Origin of the sequence: Limnohabitans sp., from assembly GCF_031539175.1 — a bacterium.
Taxonomy (GTDB): Bacteria; Pseudomonadota; Gammaproteobacteria; order Burkholderiales; family Burkholderiaceae_C; genus Limnohabitans.
Window position 1 is genome coordinate 179,658 of the sequence record NZ_JAVKLQ010000032.1, and the last position, 23,751, is coordinate 203,408.

At 59.0% G+C, this 23,751-nt stretch carries 18 protein-coding genes and 1 pseudogene; 9 read left to right on the forward strand and 10 right to left on the reverse strand.

All coding sequences use genetic code 11. The features are described from left to right. Positions 1-95: 95 nt before the first annotated feature. From RMS95_RS06265 to RMS95_RS06280, 4 genes are read left to right on the forward strand one after another with little or no spacing between them, the layout of a single operon-like run. Positions 96-3,056: a DNA topoisomerase III gene (locus RMS95_RS06265; protein ID WP_310644557.1), complete on the forward strand. Its 2,961-nt coding sequence runs from the start codon at positions 96-98 to the stop codon at positions 3,054-3,056. 27 nt (positions 3,057-3,083) lie between these two features. Further along, positions 3,084-4,301 carry a homoserine O-acetyltransferase gene (locus RMS95_RS06270; protein ID WP_310644559.1) on the forward strand — a complete coding sequence of 406 codons (1,218 nt, stop codon included), beginning with the start codon at positions 3,084-3,086 and terminating at the stop codon, positions 4,299-4,301. After that, positions 4,298-4,876, forward strand: a complete 579-nt coding sequence (gene metW, locus RMS95_RS06275; RefSeq protein WP_310644561.1) for a methionine biosynthesis protein MetW — start codon at positions 4,298-4,300, stop codon at positions 4,874-4,876. Before RMS95_RS06270 ends, metW begins: the two co-directional genes overlap by 4 nt. Positions 4,877-4,890: 14 nt before the next feature. Next, on the forward strand, positions 4,891-6,351 hold the full coding sequence (locus tag RMS95_RS06280; protein WP_310644563.1) for a M20 family metallopeptidase: 1,461 nt from the start codon (positions 4,891-4,893) through the stop codon (positions 6,349-6,351). Here RMS95_RS06280 and RMS95_RS06285 read toward each other — a convergent pair. Next, a complete protein-coding gene (locus RMS95_RS06285; RefSeq protein WP_310644565.1) occupies positions 6,348-7,202 on the reverse strand; it encodes a 16S rRNA (uracil(1498)-N(3))-methyltransferase in 855 nt (284 codons plus the stop codon). The genes RMS95_RS06280 and RMS95_RS06285 overlap by 4 nt on opposite strands. A gap of 2 nt (positions 7,203-7,204) precedes the next feature. Next, entirely contained in the window at positions 7,205-8,344 is a 1,140-nt protein-coding gene (locus RMS95_RS06290) for a phosphotransferase (protein ID WP_310644567.1), read from the reverse strand. 94 nt (positions 8,345-8,438) lie between these two features. Between RMS95_RS06290 and RMS95_RS06295 the strand changes: the two genes are divergently transcribed. From RMS95_RS06295 to rsmA, 3 genes are read left to right on the forward strand one after another with little or no spacing between them, the layout of a single operon-like run. Then, positions 8,439-10,907: an LPS assembly protein LptD gene (locus RMS95_RS06295; RefSeq protein WP_310644569.1), complete on the forward strand. Its 2,469-nt coding sequence runs from the start codon at positions 8,439-8,441 to the stop codon at positions 10,905-10,907. A gap of 8 nt (positions 10,908-10,915) precedes the next feature. Next, on the forward strand, positions 10,916-12,247 hold the full coding sequence (locus tag RMS95_RS06300; RefSeq protein WP_310644571.1) for a peptidylprolyl isomerase: 1,332 nt from the start codon (positions 10,916-10,918) through the stop codon (positions 12,245-12,247). Positions 12,248-12,262: 15 nt separating this feature from the next. Then, positions 12,263-13,021: a 16S rRNA (adenine(1518)-N(6)/adenine(1519)-N(6))-dimethyltransferase RsmA gene (gene rsmA, locus RMS95_RS06305; RefSeq protein WP_310644573.1), complete on the forward strand. Its 759-nt coding sequence runs from the start codon at positions 12,263-12,265 to the stop codon at positions 13,019-13,021. Positions 13,022-13,270: 249 nt separating this feature from the next. Here rsmA and RMS95_RS06310 read toward each other — a convergent pair. From RMS95_RS06310 to RMS95_RS06345, 8 genes and pseudogenes are all read right to left on the reverse strand, one after another. Then, positions 13,271-13,660, reverse strand: a pseudogene (locus RMS95_RS06310) (barstar family protein); the annotation flags it as partial. A gap of 182 nt (positions 13,661-13,842) precedes the next feature. After that, entirely contained in the window at positions 13,843-16,152 is a 2,310-nt protein-coding gene (locus RMS95_RS06315) for an NADP-dependent malic enzyme (RefSeq protein ID WP_310644575.1), read from the reverse strand. A 153-nt stretch (positions 16,153-16,305) separates the two neighbouring features. Then, positions 16,306-17,475 carry an FAD-dependent oxidoreductase gene (locus tag RMS95_RS06320; RefSeq protein WP_310644576.1) on the reverse strand — a complete coding sequence of 390 codons (1,170 nt, stop codon included), beginning with the start codon at positions 17,473-17,475 and terminating at the stop codon, positions 16,306-16,308. 10 nt (positions 17,476-17,485) lie between these two features. Further along, on the reverse strand, positions 17,486-17,665 hold the full coding sequence (locus RMS95_RS06325; protein ID WP_310644578.1) for a rubredoxin: 180 nt from the start codon (positions 17,663-17,665) through the stop codon (positions 17,486-17,488). Positions 17,666-17,759: 94 nt separating this feature from the next. Next, the gene (locus RMS95_RS06330; protein WP_310644579.1) at positions 17,760-18,248 is read right to left on the reverse strand and encodes a rubrerythrin family protein; all 489 of its coding nucleotides are present in this window, start codon (positions 18,246-18,248) and stop codon (positions 17,760-17,762) included. Positions 18,249-18,367: 119 nt separating this feature from the next. Then, positions 18,368-18,952, reverse strand: coding sequence for an isoprenylcysteine carboxylmethyltransferase family protein (locus RMS95_RS06335; protein ID WP_310644581.1), 585 nt, complete (start codon positions 18,950-18,952; stop codon positions 18,368-18,370). 77 nt (positions 18,953-19,029) lie between these two features. Next, positions 19,030-20,421, reverse strand: a complete 1,392-nt coding sequence (locus RMS95_RS06340; RefSeq protein ID WP_310644583.1) for an aminopeptidase P N-terminal domain-containing protein — start codon at positions 20,419-20,421, stop codon at positions 19,030-19,032. Between the two features lie 26 nt (positions 20,422-20,447). After that, the gene (locus RMS95_RS06345; protein WP_310644585.1) at positions 20,448-21,365 is read right to left on the reverse strand and encodes a LysR substrate-binding domain-containing protein; all 918 of its coding nucleotides are present in this window, start codon (positions 21,363-21,365) and stop codon (positions 20,448-20,450) included. A gap of 113 nt (positions 21,366-21,478) precedes the next feature. Between RMS95_RS06345 and RMS95_RS06350 the strand changes: the two genes are divergently transcribed. Both RMS95_RS06350 and RMS95_RS06355 read left to right on the forward strand, forming a co-directional pair. After that, positions 21,479-22,441, forward strand: a complete 963-nt coding sequence (locus RMS95_RS06350) for a tripartite tricarboxylate transporter substrate binding protein (RefSeq protein ID WP_310644587.1) — start codon at positions 21,479-21,481, stop codon at positions 22,439-22,441. Positions 22,442-22,461: 20 nt separating this feature from the next. After that, positions 22,462-23,742 (forward strand): gallate dioxygenase, encoded by a 1,281-nt coding sequence (locus RMS95_RS06355; RefSeq protein WP_310644589.1) that lies wholly within the window; start codon positions 22,462-22,464, stop codon positions 23,740-23,742. The last annotated feature ends 9 nt before the right edge of the window (positions 23,743-23,751 follow it).

Here is a 23,751-nt window from a genome sequence, read left to right on the forward strand (position 1 = left end):
TAAATACATGCGCATGTGTGCGTGTGCGCCCGTGGGCGCGCGTGCGCACGCGAGAGACGCAAATTGTAGTGGTGAGTTTTCTAAGGAACGTTGAAATGAGTAAAACCCTCGTGATTGCCGAAAAACCTTCGGTCGCGCAAGACATCGTGCGCGCACTCACGCCTGTGGCGGGGAAGTTCGAAAAACACGACGACCACTTTGAGAGCGACACCTATGTGGTGTCCAGTGCCGTCGGTCACTTGGTGGAAATCCAAGCGCCCGAAGAGTTCGACGTCAAACGCGGCAAGTGGAGCTTTGCCAACTTGCCCGTCATTCCGCCTTACTTCGATCTGAAGCCCGTCGAAAAAACCAAGACGCGTTTGAACGCCGTCGTCAAACTGGCCAAACGCAAAGACGTGACCGCCCTCATCAACGCCTGTGACGCGGGCCGCGAAGGTGAATTGATCTTCCGTTTGATCGAGCAATACGCAGGCGGCAAGAAACCGCTCGACAAGCCCGTCAAACGTCTGTGGTTGCAGTCCATGACCCCGCAAGCGATTCGCGATGGCTTCGACTCCTTGCGCAGCGAAAAACAAATGCAAGGCCTGGCCGATGCCGCCCGCAGCCGCTCGGAAGCCGACTGGCTGGTAGGCATCAACGGCACACGCGCCTTGACCGCCTTCAACTCGCGCGAAGGTGGCTTCTTCTTGACCACCGTGGGCCGTGTGCAAACGCCAACCCTCAGCGTGGTGGTGGAGCGCGAAGAACAAATTCGCAAGTTCGTCAGCCGTGACTTCTGGGAAATTCACGCCGCATTCAAGGTGGAAGCGGGCAGCTACCCCGCCAAATGGTTCAACCCCGAGCACAAAAAAGACGCCGAAGACGCCGAGAAAAAACACGACCGCGTGTGGAGCGAAGCCGAGGCTTTGGCCATTGCTGACGCCGTGCGCAACCAGCTTGCCACCGTCACCGAAGAAAGCAAGCCCACCACCAAAGCCAGCCCCGGTTTGTTCGACTTGACCTCGCTGCAACGCGAAGCCAACGGCCGCTTTGGCTTCTCGGCCAAAACCACCTTGGCGCTCGCGCAAAGCTTGTACGAACGCCACAAGGCACTGACTTACCCACGTACCGACTCACGCCATTTGCCTGAAGACTACGTGCCCGTGGTCAAGCAAACCTTCGAGATGCTGGCTGACAGCCCCATGAAGCACTTGGCCCCCCACGCCTTGGTGGGCCTGAACAACAACTACGTGCGCAAACTGCCCCGCGTGTTTGACAACAAAAAGGTCAGCGATCACTTCGCCATCATCCCCACCTTGCAGGCCCCCAGCGGTTTGTCAGACGCCGAGCAAAAGCTGTACGACTTGGTGGTGCGCCGCTTCTTGGCGGTGTTCTTTCCCAGCGCTGAATACATGGTGACCACGCGCATCAGCACCGTCAAAGCGGCGGGCAAAGAGCACAACTTCCGCACCGAAGGCAAAGTGCTGGTCAACGCCGGTTGGATGGCCGTGTACGGCAAAGATGCCGCACAAGAAGCCACCGACAACGAAGAAGACGGCAAGACGCTCGTGGCCTTGACAGCAGGCGAGTCCGCCAAAAACGAATCGGCGGACGCCAAAGGCCTCAAAACCCGCCCCCCCGCACGCTACAGCGAAGCCACCTTGCTGGGCGCGATGGAAGGCGCAGGCAAATTGGTGGAAGACGACGAGTTCCGCGAAGCCATGCAAGAAAAAGGCTTGGGCACACCTGCCACGCGTGCGTCCATCATCGAAGGCTTGATCAACGAAAAATACCTGCTGCGCGATGGCCGCGAAATGATTCCGACCGCCAAAGCGTTCCAGCTGTTCACGCTGCTGCGCGGCTTGGGCGTGGAAGAGTTGTCCAAGCCCGAACTCACGGGCGGCTGGGAACACAAACTGTCGCAAATGGAGCACGGCCAATTGAGCCGAGAAGCCTTCATGCGCGAGATTGCCGAGATGACCGAACACATCGTCAAAAAGGCCAAAGAGTTTGACCGCGACACCATCCCCGGTGACTACGCCACGCTGAAAACACCGTGCCCCAAATGCGGCGGCGTGGTGAAAGAAAACTACCGCCGCTACGCCTGCGTGGGCAAAGACGGCACGGCGTCTGACTCCGGTGAAAACGGCACGGGTTGCGGCTTCTCGATCAGCAAAATTCCAGGTGGCCGCACCTTTGACGTGGCCGAAGTGGAGCAGTTTTTGACGGACAAAAAAATTGGTCCGTTGGAAGGCTTCCGCTCGAAAGCGGGCTGGCCATTCACCGCCGAAATTGCCCTCAAGTACAGCGAAGAAGATCAGAACTGGAAACTCGAATTCGACTTCGGCGATGACAAAAATGGCGAGTCGGGCGAGATCGTTGAGTTTGGCGATACCCCCAGTTTGGGCAACTGCCCCAAGTGCGGCAGCCCCGTGCACGAACACGGCAGCAACTACGTGTGCAGCAAAGCCTTGCCCACACACGCACAAGCCACACCGAGCTGCGACTTCAAGAGCGGCAAGATCATCTTGCAGCAACCCGTCGCGCCTGAGCAAATGACCAAGTTGCTGAGCGAAGGCAAAACCGACTTGCTCGACAAGTTTGTGTCCATGCGCACGCGCCGTGCCTTCAAAGCGTTCTTGCAATGGGACGCCGAGGCCGGCAAAGTCAACTTCGCCTTCGAACCACGCACCAGCAAGTACCCGCCCAAAGGTGGCAAAACGCCCACGACCAACGCGCTGATCAAAGCTGCTGGCAAAAAAGTGCCCGCCAAGGCCACGAAAGCCAAAGCTGAAAAGCCTGCCAAGGTGGCCAAAGAGAAAGCACCGCGCAAAGTCACCGCCGGGTATTTGCCCAGCGCCGACCTCGCCGCCGTGATTGGCAATGAGGCCGTGGCCCGCACCGAAGTGATCAAAAAACTGTGGGACTACATCAAGGCCAACGGTTTGCAAGACGCCACCAACAAACGCGCCATCAACGCGGACGCCAAACTCAAACCCGTGTTTGGCAAAGACCAAGTGACCATGTTTGAACTCGCCGGCATCGCAGGCAAACACCTGCGCCCCGTGGGTGAGTAATTCTGGTGAACCAACAAGAGTGAACGCATGCCTTTGAATGCAGCCCCCGACAGCGCCCTGCTGATCGCCACACCACAGACCATGCACTTCAGCGACGTGCTGGCCCTGCAAAGTGGCGCCAGCCTGCGCGACTACACCCTGGCCTATGAAACCTACGGCACCTTGAACGCCGACTGCTCCAACGCCGTGTTGGTGTGCCACGCGCTCAACGCCTCGCACCACGTGGCGGGCGTCTATGCAGGCCAAGACAAAAGTGAAGGCTGGTGGGACAACATGATTGGCCCCGACAAGCCCGTCGACACCAACCACTTCTTTGTGATTGGCGTCAACAACCTCGGCTCTTGCTTTGGCTCCACCGGCCCCATGCACACCAACCCCGACACGGGTCGCGTCTACGGCGCGGACTTCCCCGTGGTGACCGTCGAAGACTGGGTCAACGCCCAAGCCTTGTTGCTCGACCGCTTGGGCATCGCCCAACTGGCGGCCGTTTTAGGCGGCAGCTTAGGCGGCATGCAAGCCCTGAGCTGGACGCTGCAGCACCCCGAGCGCGTGCGTCACGCCGTGGTGGTGGCCAGCGCGCCCAACCTCACGGCGGAGAACATCGCCTTCAACGAAGTGGCGCGTCGCGCCATCGTGACCGATCCAGACTTTCATGGCGGCCACTTCTACCAACACGGCGTGGTGCCGCAACGCGGTTTGCGCATTGCGCGCATGGTGGGTCACATCACGTACCTCAGCGACGATGTGATGAACGAAAAGTTCGGACGCCAACTGCGCGATGCAGTAGTTGGCAGCGCCACCGGCTACAAGTACTCGACGCAAGACGTGGAGTTTCAAATCGAAAGCTACCTGCGCTACCAAGGCGACAAGTTCAGCGAGTACTTTGATGCCAACACCTACTTGCTCATCACCCGAGCCCTCGACTACTTCGACCCAGCCCGCACCTACGGCGGCGATTTGTCAGCGGCGTTTGCGCGCACCGCTGCGAAGTTTTTGCTGGTCAGCTTCACCACCGACTGGCGCTTCTCCCCTGAGCGCAGCCGCGAGATGGTGCAAGCCTTGCTCGACAACCAACGCGATGTGAGCTATGCCGAAATCGACGCCCCCCACGGCCACGATGCCTTCTTGCTCGACGACGCCCGCTACATGAACGTGGTGCGCTCTTACTTTGAACGCATCAGCAGCGAGTTTTCTAAGAGCGGCGCGCAACCCGCCTTGACGGCACACACCGGAGGTGCCGCATGACGCACGACAACTTGCTGGCCATCGCCGCGCTGGTGCCCCACGGCAGCCGCGTGCTCGACCTTGGCTGTGGCGACGGCGCTTTGCTGGCCCACCTGCAACAACACAAGGCCTGCACCGGCTACGGGGTAGAGCTAGACGACAGCAACGTGCTCGCCTGCGTGCAACGCGGCGTGAACGTGTTGCAACTCAACCTCGACAAAGGGCTGCGTGTCTTTGGCGATCAGTCGTTTGATGTGGTGCTGCAAATCGACACTTTGCAACATTTGCGCAATGCGGAAACCATGCTGCGCGAAACCGCGCGCGTGGGCAAAACTGGCATCGTCGCCTTCCCTAACTTCGCACATTGGCCCAACCGTTTGAGCATTCTGCAAGGCCGCATGCCCGTGACCAAACGCTTGCCCTACCAGTGGTACGACACGCCGAATATTCGCGTGGGCACGTTTGCCGACTTTGGTGTGCTGGCCCACAAAAACGGACTGCGCGTGCTCGACGCGTTCGGCCTGCAAGACGGCCAACGCGTCGATGTGTGGCCCAACTTGATGGCGGGCACTGCCGTCTTTAAATTGCAAAAATAACTCAGGAGTTGCAGATGAATGCACGCGCCCCCGCCCTCGACACCCACGCCTTGCTGCAATCGGTGACCCAAGCGTGGGACAGCGACATCGTCGCGCAGCTCACCGACTACATCGCCATTCCCGCCAAGTCGCCCGCGTTTGACGCCGACTGGGCGCAGCACGGCCACATCGACCAGGTGGTGCAACGCGCCGCCGATTGGGTGTTGGCGCAAAAAGTAGCGGGGCTGTCGCTAGAAGTGATCCGTTTGCCCAACCGCACGCCTGTGCTGTTCTTTGAAGTGGCCGCGACCCGCCCCAGCGACGCGCAGAGCGAAACGGTGCTGATGTACGGCCACCTCGACAAGCAACCTGAGTTCAGCGGATGGCGCAACGACCTCGGGCCTTGGACGCCTAAATTTGAAGACGGCAAGCTCTACGGGCGCGGCGGCGCGGACGACGGCTACGCCATCTACGCCAGCATCGCAGCCATCCAAGCACTCAAAGCACAAAACACGCCCCACCCGCGCATCGTGGGTTTGATTGAGACCTGCGAAGAATCGGGCTCTTACGACTTGCTGCCCTACGTGGACGCCCTGCGCACGCGCTTGGGCAACGTCGGCTTGGTGATGTGCCTCGACAGCGGCGCGGGCAACTACGACCAGCTGTGGCTCACCACCAGCTTGCGCGGCATGGCCAGCGGCGTGTTGAAGGTGGAGGTACTCAGCGAAGGCGTGCATTCAGGCGATGCCTCGGGCGTGGTGCCGTCGAGTTTTCGCATCATGCGTCAGGTGCTGGACCGCTTGGAAGACAGCGCCACAGGCCGCTTGTTGCCTGCGCAGTTCCACGTCGAGGTGCCCGCTGACCGCTTGCGCCAAGCACAGGCCACCGCCGCCTTGCTGGGTGACGAACTGTACAAACGTTTTCCTTGGGCCCACCACGACTGCGGCGGCGCCAACTTGGTCACCTTGCCCATGACGCAAGACCCGCTGCAAGCCCTGTTGCAGCGCACCTGGGCACCCACGCTGAGCGTCACCGGCGCCGAAGGCCTTCCAGCCTTCAAAGACGCTGGTAATGTGCTGCGCCCCTCCACGGCCTTCAAGCTCAGCCTGCGCTTGCCACCGCTGGTGAACGCCGCCCAGGCCGTGCAAGACCTCAAGGCCTTGCTCGAAGACAACGCCCCTTACCAAGCCAACGTGACCTTTCACGCCGAAGGCTCAGCCAACGGCTGGAACGCCCCCACCTCCGCGCCTTGGTTTGAACAAGCTTTGGATGCAGCCAGCTTGGCCCACTTCGGCGCACCTTGCGCCACGATTGGCCAAGGCGGCACCATCCCGCTGATGAACATGCTCAGCCAAGGTTTCCCCAAAGCGCAAATGATGGTGTGTGGCGTACTCGGGCCCAAGAGCAATGCCCACGGACCGAACGAGTTCTTGCATGTGCCATTTGCCACGAAGCTCACGGCCGCGGTGGCGCAAGTGATGGCGGCGATGCCTTAAGGCGTCAAAGTCAACAGCGCCAACGCGCCCAAGGCCGCGGTTTCGGCGCGCAACACGCGGTTGCCCAAGCTCACGGCCGCAAAGCCTTTGGCGCGGGCTGCGGCGTCTTCCGTATCGTTCAAGCCGCCTTCGGGACCGTTAAGCAACACCCAAGTTTTTGGCATGGGTGAGGCAGGCATTTCAGCCAGGGCTGCCAATGCCGTGGCATTTTCATGTGACGCATCGGAAACCTTCTGCGCTTCCATCAGAGCTTGCATAAGTGCGTTCAACGGCTGCGTGCTGGCGTGCAGCGACAACACGGCGTGCACAGTGACCTCACCGCCTTGCGAAGCATCGCTTGGTGCCGTTGTCGTTTGTTGTGCGCCAACCGTTTGGCGCGCCAGCCAAGTGTCCAAACGCTCGGGCAAGTCGATCACAGGCACGCGGTTGCGCCCGCATTGCTCGCAGGCGCTGGCCGCGACGGCTTGCCAGTGGGCTTGTTTTTTCTCGGCACGTTCGCCGGTCAAGCGAATCACGCTGCGCTCGGTCATCAGCGGGGTGATGCGGTGCACGCCGAGTTCGGTGGCTTTTTCAACCAACCAATCCATGCGCTCGTTGGCGGGCATGCCGACCGCCAAATGCACACGCTGGGCGGCTTCTCGCTCTTGGGCGATGTGCTCGCGCACGACCACGCGCACATCGCTGCGGCCCATGTGCTCGACCTCGGCGATGTACTCACCGCCCTCGCCGTTGAACAAGGTCAGCGTGTGGCCAGGCTGCATGCGCAGCACTTGCACATGCCGAGCGGCGGTGGCGGGCAAATCCAGCACCAAACCGACGGACAAGGGCAGGGGACAGTGAAAACGCGCCATGTTTAAACCTTGCGACCAGGGGTGAGGCGCGGGAAGGCCAAGCTGATGGCGGGCTCGGTGCCCTCGACCTTGTCGATCAAACGCAGCAGGGGCGTGAGCTCGCTGTATCGGCTGGCGGTTGAGCGGATGTAGTGGATGAAACGCGGCGCATCGGCCAAGTACTTGGGCTTGCCATCGCGCAAGGTGAGGCGGGCGAAGATGCCGGCCACTTTGAGGTGGCGTTGCAGACCCATCCATTCCACAGCGCGGAAGAACTCGCCGAAGTCTTGCGACCAACCGTCATGGTCCATCAAACCGACTTTGCGGGCGCGCTCCCAATAGCGGATGGTGATGTCGAGCACAAAGTCTTCGTCCCACGTCAAAAAGGCATCGCGCATCAGGCTGGCGATGTCGTAGGTGACGGGGCCGTAAACGGCGTCTTGAAAGTCCAACACGCCCAAGCGAGACTCTGCGGGGTCACGCGGCATCATCAAGTTGCGGGGCATGAAGTCGCGGTGCACGTACACGCTGGGCGCGGCCAAATTGCGTTGAACGATGGTCTCAAAGGTTTTGCCCAACATGTCGCGTTGGGTACTGTCGAGCTGCAACTGGCGGTGCTGGGTCAAATACCAATCGGGGAACAGCGACAGCTCGCGTTTCAACAGCGCGTCGTCGTAGGCGGGCAGCACGCCGGGGCGGCTGCTTTGTTGCAAGGCCAGCAGGGCGTCGAGCGCGCGCATGTACAGGCCGTGGTTGGCTTGTGGGTTCTCGCGGTCGATGACCTCCATCATGGTTTGATGGCCAATGTCATCGAGCAGCATGAAGCCTTGGGGCTCGTCCCACGCCAAGATGCGGGGCACATACAAGCCGGCGTCTTGCATCAAGCGTGCAATGCGCACAAACGGTTCGCAGTTTTCTTTGTCGGGCGGGGCGTCCATGATGACGCACGACGGGGCAGCCGAGCCGGGCGCTAAATCGACCCGAAAGTAACGCCTGAAGCTGGCATCGGCCGACGCGGCACGCACGGTGGCGGGCAACACGCCGTGGGCCTGCGCGAGGGGCTGGAGCCACTGATGAAATGCCGCCGCGCGTTCGGGCTGAGCCCATTCAATGGCGGGGAAAGAGGGGGTGCCCGAAGGCTGGGAGTTAGGCTGAGTGCTCATGGATAATCTAAATTCTACAAATCAGCCTCGGTCGGCCCATTTTTGGGCGCATCTTGACCTCGCGCTGTGCTCTTTTTAAGGTTGTCCCGCGTTCATGTTGCTGCCCGATTTTCCTCGCCGTGCTTGTGCCTTGTCTTGGCTGGCGTTGGGCTTGCTGAGCAACGGCGCTGTGTTGGCGCAAGCGCAGAGCGCCGAGCCCGCCGTGAGCGCACCGCCTTTGGTGCTGCGGCCCAGCAGTTTGCTGCAAGAAAAAATCACCGACGACACACGCCAGCAATTGCCCTCGTTTTTGCAAAGCGACAGCGTGAGCGGCCGCACCGATGTGCAATCGGTGCTGGACGGGCATGTCCAATTTCGCCGTGGCGATTTGCTGCTCAAAGCCGATCACCTCGAATACAACCAAATTGAAGACCTCGCCAAAGCACGTGGCAACGTGTACATCAACCGCGCCGGCAACGTCTACCAAGGGCCCGCGCTCGATTTGCATTTGGATGCCTTTGAGGGCTTTTTCACGCAACCCAGCTACCAGCTGCTGAAAAACAAAGCACACGGGCAAGCGGAGCGAATCGACTTCATCGACAGCGCCAACACGGTGCTCTACAAAGCCGACTTCACCACCTGCCAACGTAAGCCCGGCCCGAGCTGGATGCCCGATTGGTTTTTCAAAGCCGACAAAATCACCTTGGACACAGACCGCAACGTGGGCGTGGCCGAAGGCGCGTCGCTGCGATTCAAGGGTGTGCCCATCTTGCCCGTGCCCTCGGTGGCGTTTCCGCTGAGCGAAGAGCGCAAATCAGGCTTGCTGCCGCCGACCATTGGCGTGGACAACATTGGCGGCTTGGAATACACGCAGCCGTATTACATCAACCTCGCGCCCAACCGCGACGTGACCTTCTTCCCCACGTATTGGAGCAAGCGCGGTCTGAACTTTGGCACCGAGTTCCGCTACCTAGAAAGCGCAGCGCCACAGCCGGTCTTCCAAGGCCAACTGCGCTTGGACTACATGGAAAAAGACCTGCTGCGTGAATCGCGCCGCTGGAGCATGCAATACAACCACACGGGCATTCTCAACCCCAGCTACGCCGGTGGACAACTGGGCCTGACGCTGAGCATGAACCGCGTCAGCGACGACGATTATTGGAAAGACTTTTCCCTGATCGGCAACTCAGGCATCCAGCGCTTGCTCAACAACGACGCCAACCTGAACTGGACCGACGGCACGTACAGCACCGGCATGCGCGTGCAACGCTGGCAAACCTTGCAAGACTTGACGAACGCCAGCAACCGCATCACACCGCCGTTTGACCGTGCGCCGCAGTTCACGGCACGCATGCAGCGTCACAGCGTGGGTGGCTTTGATTTCAGCGTGGACGGTGACTTGACGCGCTTTGAGTCGATCCGTGACATTGACTGCACGGCCGCATCCAGCAGCACGACCTACAACAACTGCGCGCCCAACGCCAACCGTGCCGTGTCGTGGGTGCAGCTGAGCCGCCCCTTTGTCTCGCCCTATGGCTACATCACGCCCAAAGTGCAAATGCACGGACGCAGCTATCAATTTGATGGCGGCTTGCCCAACGCGCAGTTTTATGGCGCACACCAAGGCCAAACCGGCGCTAGCGTGACGGTGCCCACCTTCAGCCTTGACAGCGGCATGGCCTTCGAGCGCAACAGCCGCTGGTTTGACCGCGCATGGGTGCAAACCTTGGAGCCACGTGCGTTTTATGTCTATACGCCTTACCGCGAACAAAACTACCTGCCCAACTACGACTCGGGCGGCAATGCCTTCAACTTCGCCAGCATCTTCACCGAGAACGCCTTTGGTGGACATGACCGCATCTCCGACAGCAAGCTCTTAACGCTGGGCCTGACCTCGCGCCTGCTCGACCCCGAAACTGGCGCTGAAGGCGCCCGCTTTGGCGTGGCCCAACGCCTGCGCATGCAAGAGCAGCGCGTGACCTTGCCGGACGACCCGACCGCCAAATCCGGTATCAGCGAAATCTTGGCCGGCGCCACGCTCAACCTCAACCGCACGTGGGCCTTGGACTCTGCCGTTCAGTACAACCAAAAAACCTCCAACATGCTGCGTCGCATGGTGGCCGGACGCTACAACCCAGGCTCCTACCGCGTCATCAACGCCGCAGTTCGCACGCAAAACGACGAAAACGGTGAACCGCTGTCCAAACAAGTTGACGTCGGCTGGCAATGGCCTTTGCATGACCTGTGGGGCGGCGCCGACGATGACAGCGCCGAAGGCCGCGGTTTGGGCGAGGGACGTTGGTACAGCGTGGCCCGCCTGAACTACAGCCCGATGGACAAACGGGTGGTCGAGTCCATCATTGGCTTCGAATACGATGCAGGCTGCTGGATCAGCCGCGTGGTGACCGAGCGTTTGCAAGTGGCCGATGGTTTGGCCCGCCAACGCTTGTTGTTCCAACTTGAATTTGTAGGCTTCTCGCGCATTGGCACCAACGCCATGGGCTCGCTGCGCACCAATGTGCCGCGCTACCAACCGTTGCGCCAGCCTTCCATGACACCTAGCCGCTTCGGCAATTACGATTGATGTTGACCATGCCCAATTTCCTCCAGCGCACCGCGCTTTGCTCTTGCCTGCTGTTGGCGTTGCTCACGCTGACTGGCCTAGGTGCCAACGCGCAAACCAACAGCGCCGCTGCCTCGTCAGGGCGCAACTTCATCGTGGCCGTGGTCGACACCGCGCCCATCACCAACCTCGACGTGCAACGTCGCGTGGCACAAATGCGCCAGCAGATGACCGCACAAGCCCGCAGCGCCAGCACCCCCGCCAGCCTGATGCGCGAAGCCTTAGAGCGCTTGATCGATGAAAAAGCGCAACTGCAATTTGCCAAAGAAACAGGCGTAGACGTCGATGCCGCTGCCGTTGAACAAGCCGAGCAACGCTTGGCTGCGCAAAGCCAAATCACGGTCGACGAGCTGCACAAAAAGGCCAAGGCCGAAGGCACCTCCATCACCCAATTGCGCCAAGACCTGCGCGATCAACTCACGTTGCAACGCTTGGCTGAACGCAATGTGCCAGCGCGCATCAAAATCAGCGACGTGGAAATTGCGCAAGCCATGCAAGAGCGCCAAACGCAAAGCGCCAACACCAACCCCACGGTCGAGCTGGGTCACATCTTGATCGCCGTCCCAGAGACCGCCAGCCCTGCGCAAGTTGCTGCCTTGCAAGCCAAAGCTGAAAGCACACTCGCCCAACTGAAAAAAGGTGAGAGCTTTGCCGCCGTGGCCAAAGACGTGTCGGAGGGCGCCGAGCGCGACAAAGGTGGTTTGATGGGCGCACGCCCTGCCGACCGTTACCCGTCCCTGTTTGTCGACGCGACCCAAAAGCTGGCCGTGGGCGAGCTCAGCAACATCGTGCGCTCCGGCGCTGGTTTTCACATCTTGAAGCTGGTCAGCAAGCAAGGCAACGCGGTGGCCACCATCACCGAAACGCGTGCTCGACACATCTTGTTGCGCTTGAGTAGTCAACTCAGTCCTGCTGCTGCACGTGCGCAGTTGGCCGGCTACAAGCGCCAAATTGAAGCGGGCAAGGCCGACTTTGCCAAACTGGCCCAAGAGCATTCACAAGACGCCAGCGGCCCCAATGGGGGTGACTTGGGATGGGTCGCGCCGGGCATGTTTGTGCCTGAGTTTGAAACCGTCATGAACGCCCTGAAGATTGGCGAAATCGCAGACCCCATGGTGTCGCGCTTTGGCGTGCATTTGATTCAAGTGCTTGCACGCCGCGAAGCGCCCATCACCGAGCGCGAATTGCGTGAATTGGTGCGCAACAAATTACGTGACAGCAAGTACGAAGAGACCTACCAAATCTGGGCGCAGGAAATGCGCGGTCGCGCCTACGTCGAATACCGCGACGCCCCGCAATAAAGCACAAAGCACACCTTGAAACACATTGCCCGCAAACGCTTCGGCCAGCATTTTTTAACCGACGGCGCCATCATTGAAGGCATCATCGATGCCATCGCCCCCCAAGCCGGTGAGCCCATGGTCGAAATCGGCCCCGGCTTGGCAGCGATGACGCAACCCTTGGTCGAGCGCTTGGGTCACCTCCATGTGATCGAGCTAGACCGCGACTTGGCTGCGCGCCTGCGCGAACACCCACACTTGAGCGTGATTGAGTCGGATGTCTTGCGGGTTGACTTCACCCAGCTGGCCGCAGCGTTGAAGGCACGCAAGTTGCGCGTGGTGGGCAACCTGCCGTACAACATCTCGTCGCCCATCCTGTTTCACCTGCTCGAGCACGTGGCTGTGGTGCAAGACCAGCACTTCATGCTGCAAAAAGAGGTGATTGACCGCATGGTCGCCAAGCCCAGCACCAGCGACTACAGCCGCCTGAGCGTGATGCTGCAATGGCGCTACGACATGGAAAACGTGCTGTTTGTACCGCCTGAGTCGTTTGACCCACCGCCTCGGGTAGACAGCGCGGTGGTGCGCATGGTGCCGCTGGCTGCGCCCCCCATCATCAATGTCAAGTTGATGGAGGAGATGGTCAAAATCGCCTTCAGCCAACGCCGCAAGCTGTTGCGTCACACCTTGGGCCGCTGGCTAGAAGGGCGCAATTTTGCAGGCCAGTTCGATGTGCAGCGCCGCGCCGAAGAGGTACCCGTCGCTGAATACGTGGCGTTGGTGCAAAGCCTTTGAAACAAAAAACCCGCCTGCAGTGACTGCGGCGGGTTTTGTTTTTCAGCACAGCGGTTCGTCTGAACCGCAAGCCGCGTCTTAGGCGGTGGCCGCTTGCCAGTAACCCGCGTTGAAGGGGCTGCTCATGCGCAAGGCCATGGGCGACACGTCCACCAGTTTGTCTGTCGGCATTTTTTCGCCGTCTTCCAAGCCATCTAAGCTATCGAGCGCAACACCGGCCTTGTCAACCGATGGCGCACGCGCCACGGAGAACGAGTAGAAGCAGCGGAACGGCACTTTGCGATCCGACCAAAAGTCAGAGGCTTCGCGAAAGATGTCCAGCAGCTGTTCGCGGGCTTCTTTGTCAAACTTGGCGTGAGCGGGAATGTGCTCCAACACCACGATGAAACCAGGCTGGCTGCCAGACTTGTGCAACACGTCGGTCAAGCCATCCGACAAGGAGTCAAAGTTTTTGCTGGCTTGGGCTGAAAACGTGAACTCTTTCGCAATCAGATCCAAAATGTCTTGTTTGCTTTGTGTTTGTGCCAGATTGGCATACAAAAAGTGATGGCCCAAGGCTTGAGCAGCCTCTTGCAATTGGGGCACGCGGAAAGCGCGGATCGACTGAACGATATTCGTCTTGACAGTACGCAGTGGCATATCTATCGCCGTTTCTTGTAACTAGGGAAATTTTGAAGTAGCTCTTCGGGTAAACCCGAAAAAAGTGAAGCGCAAGTGTTACAGAAACGCTACAAAAAAGCAAGGGCCCGCCCAAATCTGAGCGAGCCCCGAGGGTTATTACTTAAATTCAGTAAATTTAGAGTAGGAAAACCCGAATCACCTCAACGCACGGCGCTGGCATCGGCCACCGTGAGCGCCGTCATGTTGACGATACGACGCACCGTGGTGCTCGCAGTCAAGATGTGCACAGGCTTGGCAGCACCCAACAACACGGGGCCAATGGCAATGTTGCCGCCAGCCGCTGTTTTGAGCAGGTTGTAGGCAATATTGGCCGCATCTAAGTTTGGCAACACCAACAAATTGGCGTCCCCAATCAAGGTCGTACTGGGCATTTGCAAGCCACGTGCATGGCCATCCAAGGCCACATCGCCGTGCATTTCGCCGTCAATTTCAAGCCAAGGCGCCTTTTTCTGCACCAATGCCAGCGTTTCGCGCATTTTGATGGCGGAAGGCTGGTTGCTGCTGCCAAAGTTCGAGTGAGACAACAACGCGGCTTTGGGATGGATACCAAAACGACGCATTTCCTCAGCCGCCATGACCGTGATCTCGGCCAACTGCTCAGCCGTGGGGTCGTAGTTGATGTGCGTATCGACCAAGAACACTTGGCGATCGGGCAGCAACAAACCATTCATACACGCATAGGTGCTGATGCCTGACCGGTTGCCGATCACTTGGTCCACATAGTTCAAGTGGGTGTGCGGGGTGCTCCAAGTGCCGCAAATCAGGCCATCGACCTCGCCTTTGTGCAGCATCATGGTGCCAATCAGCGACAAACGGCGGCGCATGTCGATCTTGGCCAACTGCTCGGTGACGCCTTTGCGGGCGGTCATCTTGTAATAGGTTTGCCAAAAATCGCGATAGCGGTGATCTTGCTCCACATTGACCACTTCGTAGTCCACACCTTGCTTGAGGCGCAGGCCGAAGTTTTCAATGCGCTGCGCAATCACGGCGGGGCGGCCAATCAAGGTGGGCTTGGCCAAGCCTTCGTCCACCACGATTTGCACGGCGCGCAACACGCGCTCTTCTTCGCCCTCGGCGTAGCACACGCGCTTTTTGCTGGCACGCTTGGCGGCCGCATAAATCGGCTTCATGATCGAACCGGAGGCATACACAAAGCCTTGCAGCTTCTCAATGTAGGCTTCCATGTCTTGGATGGGGCGCGTGGCCACACCGCTGTCTGCGGCGGCCTTGGCCACGGCAGGAGCAATCTTCATCATCAAACGTGGATCGAACGGCTTGGGGATGAGGTACTCAGGGCCAAAGGCCAAAGTCTCTCCCGCGTAAGCAGCGGCCACCACTTCGCTTTGCTCGGCTTGCGCCAATTCAGCGATGGCGTACACCGCGGCAATTTCCATCTCGTCGGTGATGGTGGAGGCACCCGCATCCAACGCACCGCGGAAGATGTAGGGGAAACACAGCACGTTGTTCACTTGGTTGTGATAGTCGCTGCGACCAGTGGCAATGATCGCGTCATCGCGCACAGCCTTCACTTCTTCAGGCGTGATTTCTGGGTTCGGGTTGGCCAAGGCCATGATGATGGGCTTAGACGCCATCTTCTTGACCATCTCTGGCTTCAACACACCGCCCGCAGACAGACCCAAGAACACGTCCGCACCTTCGATGATGTCGCTCAAGGTGCGTGCATCGGTTTTTTGTGCGAACTGGATCTTGTCTTCGTCCATCAACTCGGTGCGGCCTTCATAGACCACGCCCGCCAAGTCGGTGACATAAATATTTTTGCGAGGCATGCCCATTTTGAGCAACAGGCCCAAACAAGCCAGCGCTGCCGCGCCCGCGCCAGAAGTGACGAGCTTGACGTTTTTGATGTCTTTGCCCGCGACCTTGAGGCCGTTCAAAATAGCCGCGCCCACAGTAATGGCGGTGCCGTGTTGGTCGTCGTGGAAGACGGGAATCTTCATGCGCTCGCGCAACTTGCGCTCAACGTAGAAGCAATCGGGCGCCTTGATGTCTTCGAGGTTGATGCCACCAAAAGTGGGCTCCAACGACGCAATGATGTCCACCAACTTGTCGAGGTTCTTCTCGTCAATTTCCAAGTCGAACACGTCGATGCCCGCAAACTTCTTGAACAGAACGCCCTTGCCTTCCATCACGGGCTTCGACGCCAAGGGGCCAATATCGCCCAAGCCCAGCACCGCGGTGCCGTTGGTGATCACGGCCACCAAGTTGCCACGGCTGGTGTATTTGAAAGCGTTGTTGGGGTCTTTGACGATCTCTTCGCAGGGCGCCGCCACGCCAGGCGAGTAGGCCAACGCCAAGTCGTGCTGGTTGACCAGTTGCTTGGTGGCGTGGATCGCAATTTTTCCAGGGGTGGGGAACTCGTGGTATTCGAGGGCGGCACGGCGTAATTCGGCACGGGCCTCAGCGCTGTTGTGGGAGGGGTTTGAGCTCAATGAAATCTCCTAATAATGCAAGGGGTCGCTGCTTCTGTGACGAAGCAACAACCCCGAGCTGGTCGTTTCATTTTAGGCCCGCCATCTACCCCACTGATGGGGGGATGTGCTTACGCAAGTGACGACGCTTTTTACTTATTCACAAAAGTGAACTTAAGCGGTCACCAGTTTCGCTTGCTCCATGCGCCGACTGGTGCTGCTGCCGCTCAGCACAAAGCCACGCACTTGGCCCTCTGCTGCGACGAAATGCCACAGCCCTTCGTCGACCGCTTGCCAAGCACCCGCCGTGCCCGGCGCGGCGGACGCCACCACCAAAGGCAGCGCAGGGGTTTTGATGGCCACAGGCATCAGCGGAAACTGCACCGCCGTGGGCGTGCCCGCCAAAGTTTGCGCCAAGGCTTTACCCGCATGCATGATCGGCAACACATACGGCAAGGTGCGCGCCGCGCCTCCCACCGAATCCGATGCGTATTGCGTGTTGTCACCCAAGGCATACACATGGGCGGCGCTGGTTTGCAGCTGCGCGTCCACCACAATGCCGCGCTCGGTGGTCAAACCCGCCGCTTGCGCCAAGGCCACGTCGGCACGCAAACCCACCGCGCTGAGCACCACGTCCACCTCGGTCTGTTGGCCGTTGGCAAAAGTCACCACCAAGCCGTCGTCCAAGCGGTCCACCGTTTGGACCGATGTGCCGAAGCGCCATTGCACGCCCAGCGCCTGCAGGGCCGCTTGCAATTGCGCGCCCACCGCCTCGGGCAACAAAGCCGCCAAGGGCACGGCGTTGGGATCGACGACCTGCACCGCGTAATGCTTGGCCACCAAATCGTTGGCAAATTCGCAGCCGATCAAGCCCGCACCGATCACCAACACCCGCGCTTGAGGCGACAGGCTTTGGCGAAACACGGTGTAACTGGCCAAGTCGTTGACGGACATGACCTCGGCAGCCGCGTTGCCACCAAGATCCAAACGAATGGGGTGCGCGCCCGTGGCCAAGACCAAGTCGCGGTAAGTCAACACCCCTTCCGAGGTGTGCACGGCTTGCGCCTGCACGTCCAAGCGCGTGATGTGGGTGTGCGCCATCACCGTCACATTCAGGGTTTCACGCATCTGTTCCGCAGGCATGGTGACCAACTGGGCTGGTGTGCGCCCCTGCGCAAGTGCAGTCGACAAGGCGGGCTTGCCATAAAAGTCGCCCGTGTCAGCGGTGACCAACACCACCGGCGTGATGGCGTCGAGTTTGCGAAATTCGCGCACCGCAGTCCACCCTGCCAAACCCGACCCCACGACCAACACGGGGCCGTCTGGGTGACGTTGTGCCGTCATGGTCGGCCCCTTAGAAATCGACCAATTCGAAATCGGCTTTGGCAACGCCGCACTCGGGGCAAGCCCAGTCTTCAGGCACATCGGCCCAAGCGGTACCAGCGGCAATGCCGTCTTCGGGTCGGCCTGCGGCCTCGTCGTACACAAAACCGCAAACGATGCAGACGTATGTTTTGAAAGTAGGAGTGCTCATGGTGTGCTTTCTTTGAATCTTGAAATGATTGAATTGAATTTTCGTGGGATTTGTAAGGCCCTTTGCCGGCGCCTAAATCGAGCTTGGCAAGGCGTTAAGCCTGTGCCGTCACTTTGTTGAGCTGCGCTTGGTAGTGGTTGGCGTGGCGCTCTTCCACCTTGGCCAGGGCGGCGAAACGCTTTTGGGCCTTCACCAAGGTGGCTGTGAATTGGGCCGCGTGCACTTTGGACTCTTCAATTTGCTCATCCATCTCGGCCACAGCCGCCGCATTGCCCTCAGCTTCGGCGGTTTTGCGGAAGGTGGGGTACATCTCGGTGTACTCGTAGGTTTCCCCGCCGATGGCAATTTGCAAAGCCTTCGCTGGCGTCAGCGTGGCCTTGGGGTAGAGCAAGTCGAGGTGGCCAAAGGCGTGCATCACTTCTTGATCGGCCGTTTCTTCAAACGTGCGTGCGGTTTCTTCATCGCCCATTTCGCGTGCAATCTTGGCGAAGTAGCGGTACTTGATGTGGGCCATCGATTCGCCAGCAAATGCAGCTTCGAGGTTGGCCATGGTCTTGATCTCGGGGCGGGTTTGTGCAGTCATTTGGAACTCCTTCAGTTAACGAAATTAATCGGGACAGGAGGAATGATAGGCACAAACAATTGATTTGACCAATTGAAAAAATTGAACCAATCGATAGCGTCTATCAAGGTGCTCGAAATTTAAAGCCATCGACGCACTCGGTTGCAGTAGGCTGAGTAATCGTCGCCATGTAACGCTGCCAGATGCACTTCTTCCAAACGTACTTGTATTTGCATTAATAACTCGCCAGCCACCAAAGCCACTAGCGTTACCGTGGTTGGCAGCACAAACAACAAGCCCAGCAAATTCACTCGCATGGATAAAAAAATGGGGTTTCTTGAAACGCCAAACAGACCTGTTGATACAAGCCTAGTTTTGTTTGCTGAATCGATACCGATTCGCCATGAGTTACCCATTTGGTACTGCGCAATCAATAACCACGCCAGTGACGCCATCAACAAGCACCAACCGCCCCATACAGCAGTTGATGATGCGAACAATGTCAGAGGAACGAGCATCTCAAACCAAGGGGCGCCCAGTGATTGAAAAAGCACAGAAACGGCAATCAATGCCATCACCCACTTAAACGCGCGCCCCACATAACCATGCGCGTTGTCTTCTTGAGGCAAAACCACTGGATTAAGCTTTGTTCGTTGATAAACAACCCACGAGCGCCAAGCAAACGCAAAGAAAAAATAACTTACGAAATAGACAAACAACGTCATTGCGACTCCGGATAGTAAAAATAAAACTATCGTATTCAAAATACGTTGTCCTCAGTCTTTCTAAGGATGTCTAAAAATCAACCCCGCATCAACGCCTCAATCTCTTGCGCAAGCACAGGCACACCCCGCGTGATGAGCTCGCAGCCGTCCTCGGTGACGATGGCATCGTCTTCAATGCGGATGCCAATGTTCCAAAAGGCTTCGGGCACATCGTGCGCAGGGCGCACGTACAAACCGGGCTCAATGGTGAGCACCATGCCTGGGCGCAAGATGCGGCTGGGACGATTGACGATGGTTTCGCCAGACAGCGGGTCTTTGCGAACGCTGTGTTCCTCCGCTTCAACAGGCTCCACATAACTGCCGCAGTCATGCACATCCATGCCCAGCCAGTGACCCGTGCGGTGCATGTAAAACGGAAAGTAAGCGCGTTGCTCAATCACGTCTTGGGCGCTGCCGTGTTTGGTTTTGCTCAGCAAGCCAAGGTCTAACAAGCCCTGCGCCAGCACTTGCACGGTGGCGTCGTGCGGGTCGGTGAACCGTGCGCCCGCATGGGTCGCGGCCACGGCGGCGTCTTGGCTGGCCAGCACCAAGTTATACAGATCGCGTTGCGGTCCGGTGAAGGTCCCGTTGGCGGGAAACGTGCGGGTGATGTCAGAGGCGTAACCGTCGAGCTCGCACCCCGCGTCGATCAACACCAACTCACCATCGCGAACAGGCGCCGCATCGGCGCGGTAGTGCAGCACGCAAGCATTGGCGCCTGCCGCGACGATGGAGGTATAGGCGGGGAACTGCGAGCCATGCATGCGGAACTCGTGCAGCAACTCGGCGTCCAAGTGGTACTCGCGCACATCTTGGCCTGCCCGCAACATGCGGGCGCTGGTTTGCATGGCGCGAACATGCGCTTGGGCACTGATGCGCGAAGCGCGTCGCATGATGTCTTGCTCGTGCGCGTCTTTGATCAAGCGCATGTCATCCAACGGGCCGCACAAATCCCGCTGCATGGCGGGACATGCCACACCAAAACGCACGCGCGCACGCACAGCGTTGAGCCAACCATCCACGCGTGTCTCCAACCCTTTGTGGGTCGCAAACGGGTACCAAACGGTGAGTTGGTTCTCGAGCAATTTAGGCAACTGCTTGTCCAGCTCAGCCACAGAAACCGCGGCATTCACATCCAACGTGGCCACGGCGACATCGGGGCCGAGTCGGTACCCATCCCAAATTTCGCGTTCCAAATCTTTGGGTTGGCAAAACAAGGTGCTGCGGCCTGTGGCGTCGATGACCAACCACGCATTGGGTTCGGTAAAGCCCGTCAAGTAATAGAAGTAACTGTCGTGGCGATACGGAAAATCACTGTCGCGGTTGCGCGCATGCTCGGGCGCGGTCGGGATGATGGCCACGCCACCATGGCCCAACTGGGCGGCCAAGCGGGCTCGACGGGCTGCGTAAAGAGAAGGGCTGGTAGTCATTTGGGGATTGTAGGAGTGGGATGTCATCAGCGGATCTGATGCGCGGCTCTGTGTAGATGAGAAATAAAGTGACGAATGGCAGGGGACACCGCAGAACTGCTGCGGATGATGATGCCCACGCTCAGGGCAAGCCCCGTCTCTTCTAACGGGACTCGAACAATGTTTTGCCCCAGTGGATGGGCGATGATTTGCTCAGGCATCAACCCCAACAAGTCCGCAGAACCAAGCAACGCCAGCAAGGCCAAAGTGGAATTCACCATCGCGCCAGCTGGCGGAGGTGGAAGGCCGTGTGTCTCAAATAGACGCGAGACATAGCCTGTTTGTTGCGAGTTTCCCGTGTAGATCCAAGCTTCATTTGCCAAATCTGCCAATTTCTTGGCTCGGACATGGCGACTGCCTTTTCGCGCGACAACCACCATGCGTGTTTCCATCAAAGATTCCGTGATGAATTCACCCAGCGGCAAGCCCTCGGGTATGCCGCCCACCACCATGTCCACCTCGCCTTTCCTGAGTTTTTGAAGTTGCTCCACAAACATCTCTTCACTCACGCGCAATTGAATTTCAGGAAACGCGCGGCTGTACGTTCGCAGTGTCTCGGGAATCAGCAACATCATGGCAACGGGAACCGCAGCGACGTTCAGATTGCCCTTCATCTGCCCACCCATTTGTTGAATCAACTCGGTGGCCGTCGCCAACTCACTGACGACTTTCAACGCATGCTCAAACAACACTTGACCTTGCGCCGTGGGCCTCACGCCTTTGGAATGACGACGCAATAAGGGGCTAGCGAGCTCCAACTCAAGCTCGCGAACGAGTTTGGTCAACGCAGGTTGAGACACGTGAAGACGGCGCGCAGCCGCACGCAAACTGCCCTCTTCAATGGCGGCCACCAAGGCCTGTAAAGCAGTGAGTTTGATGGCGTAACCCCTAAAAAGCGATAACAAAATGATATCGCGAGCTTGAATCTGACATCTGTGCAGGACGTCCTAGGTTTTTCACAATCACGCTGCATTTGAAAACCCGACATGACCCTCTCAAAAATCAGGAGCTCTCACACATGATCCGTCGCATTCTTTCTGTTTTGGCGCTCAGCCTCACGCTCACGGCCCAAGCTCAGACCTTCCCGTCCAAACCCGTTCGCATCTTGACCCCATTCCCCGTGGGCAGCGGCCCCGAAGGCGTCGCGCGTTTGGTGGCCGATAAGCTCTCCAAAACTTGGGGCCAACCCGTCACGGTAGAGAACCGCCCCGGTGGCAATGGCTTCATTGCCATCGACGCCTTCAAGCGCGGCGCGACCGACGGCACCGACCTGATCCAGCTCGACAACGTGCACCTGACGGCCTACCCGCACCTGTTCAAAAAGTTGCCCTACAACGCCGCGGCTGACTTTGATGTGCTGCTGCCGCTGTTCAAGACCTATTTCTTCTTCACCACGGCGACCGATAGCAAATACAAAAACGTGGGCGACCTCATCGCAGACGCCAAAGCCAACCCCGGCAAGCTCAACTACGGCTCCTGGTCGGTGGGCAACCCCGTGCACTTAGGCTCGGCCTTGTTCGAAACCGTGACCGGTACCGAGATGCAACACGTGGTTTACAAAGAAACCAGCCAGCTCTACACCGGCGTAGCCACCGGAGAATTGGCCTTTGCGATGGGCACCAGCGCCACAGCGGGCCCGCTCTACCGTGCGGGTAAGCTGAAATTCTTGGCGATTGCCGCGCCCAAGCGCCTGCCCGCTTACAAAGATGTGCCCACCGTGGCCGAGGCCGGTGGCCCCAAGGACTTTGAAGTCAGCGGTTGGACCGCGATCGCTGCGCCCAAGGGCCTGCCCAAAGCCGTGGCCGACAAGATCAACGCCGACATCGCCAAGGCCCTGGCCGAGCCCGATGTGCGCGAGAAGTTTGTCTCGTTCGGCTACGAGCCTTTCACGCCCACACGCGAGCAGTTCAACGCCTACATCCAGGCCGAATCGACCAAGCTGGCGGCTGTGATCATCAAGGCCAAAGCAGCCCTCGACTGACCCAGCGCAGAAAGCAACACATGGCACGCATCGTCGGAGGCATTGGCGCCTCGCACTCGCCCACCATCGGTTTTGCCAAAGACACCGGCAAGCACAACGACCCGGCGTGGAAGCCGATTTTTGATGGCTTCGACGCCATCCGAGACTGGGTGCATGCCAAGAAGATCGACGTGATCTTCATGATCTACAACGACCACATTACATCGTTCTTCCTCGACCATTACTCGGCCTTTGTGCTGGGCATCGACGACCGTTATGTGGCCGCTGACGAAGGCGGTGGCCCACGTGATGTGGCCCCAGCCATGGGGCACTTGGGGCTGTCGCAGCACATCGGCATGTCACTGGTGGCCGACGAGTTCGACATGTCGTTCTTTCAGGGCAAGCCGGTGGACCACGGGTTTTTGTCGCCGCTGTCCATGCTGGGTGACGAGCGCGGCCCCTGGCCCGGCCAGGTGGTGCCGCTGCAAGTGGGCGTGCTGCAACTGCCCGTGCCCAGTGCCAAACGCATGTGGAAACTGGGTCAGGCGCTGCGCCGCGCCATCGAGAGCTACCCCGAAGACCTGAACGTGGCCATCATGGCCACGGGCGGGTTGTCGCACCAGGTGCATGGCGAGCGTGCGGGTTTTTTGAACGAAGCCTGGGACAACGAATTCCTCAACCTGCTCGAAAAAGCCCCCGAACAACTGGTGAACATGCGCATCGCCGAGTACGCGGCCAAGGGCGGCATGGAAGGCGCCGAGGTCATCATGTGGCTGATCATGCGCGGCGCGCTGTCAGATCGGGTCCAGTTGGTCCATAAACAGACCTATGCGCCCTCCATGACCAACATCGCCACGCTGGTGTTCGAAGACCTAGGCGACGAGCCCGATGCCGCAGTCGTCGAAGCGCACCGAAAGCACATGGGCTATGAGCTAGAAGGCGCGAGCAACCTGCAAGGCACCTACCCCTTCACGCACGCACGCAGCCACGCCAACTTACGCATCAACCGCTTTTTGCATGCTTTGACACGGCCAGAGCATCGCGCGCGTTTTATGAATGACTTTGAAGCGCTGGCCAGCGAGCACGGTCTATTTGAAGAAGAAAAAGACTTGATTCGTGGCCGGAAGTGGATCGAAATGATCCGCCGCGGTGTGATTTTTTTCGTGCTCGAAAAAATGGCGGCTGTGTTGGGTGTGTCCAACCCCGAGGTCTACGCCGCTTTCCGGGGTGAGACCATCGAGCAGTTCCAAGCCACACGCAAGGTGTCCATGCGTTACTCGGTGGCAGGGGGTGACAAGGTCAAGGCCATCGACAAGTCTTGATTCGCTTGA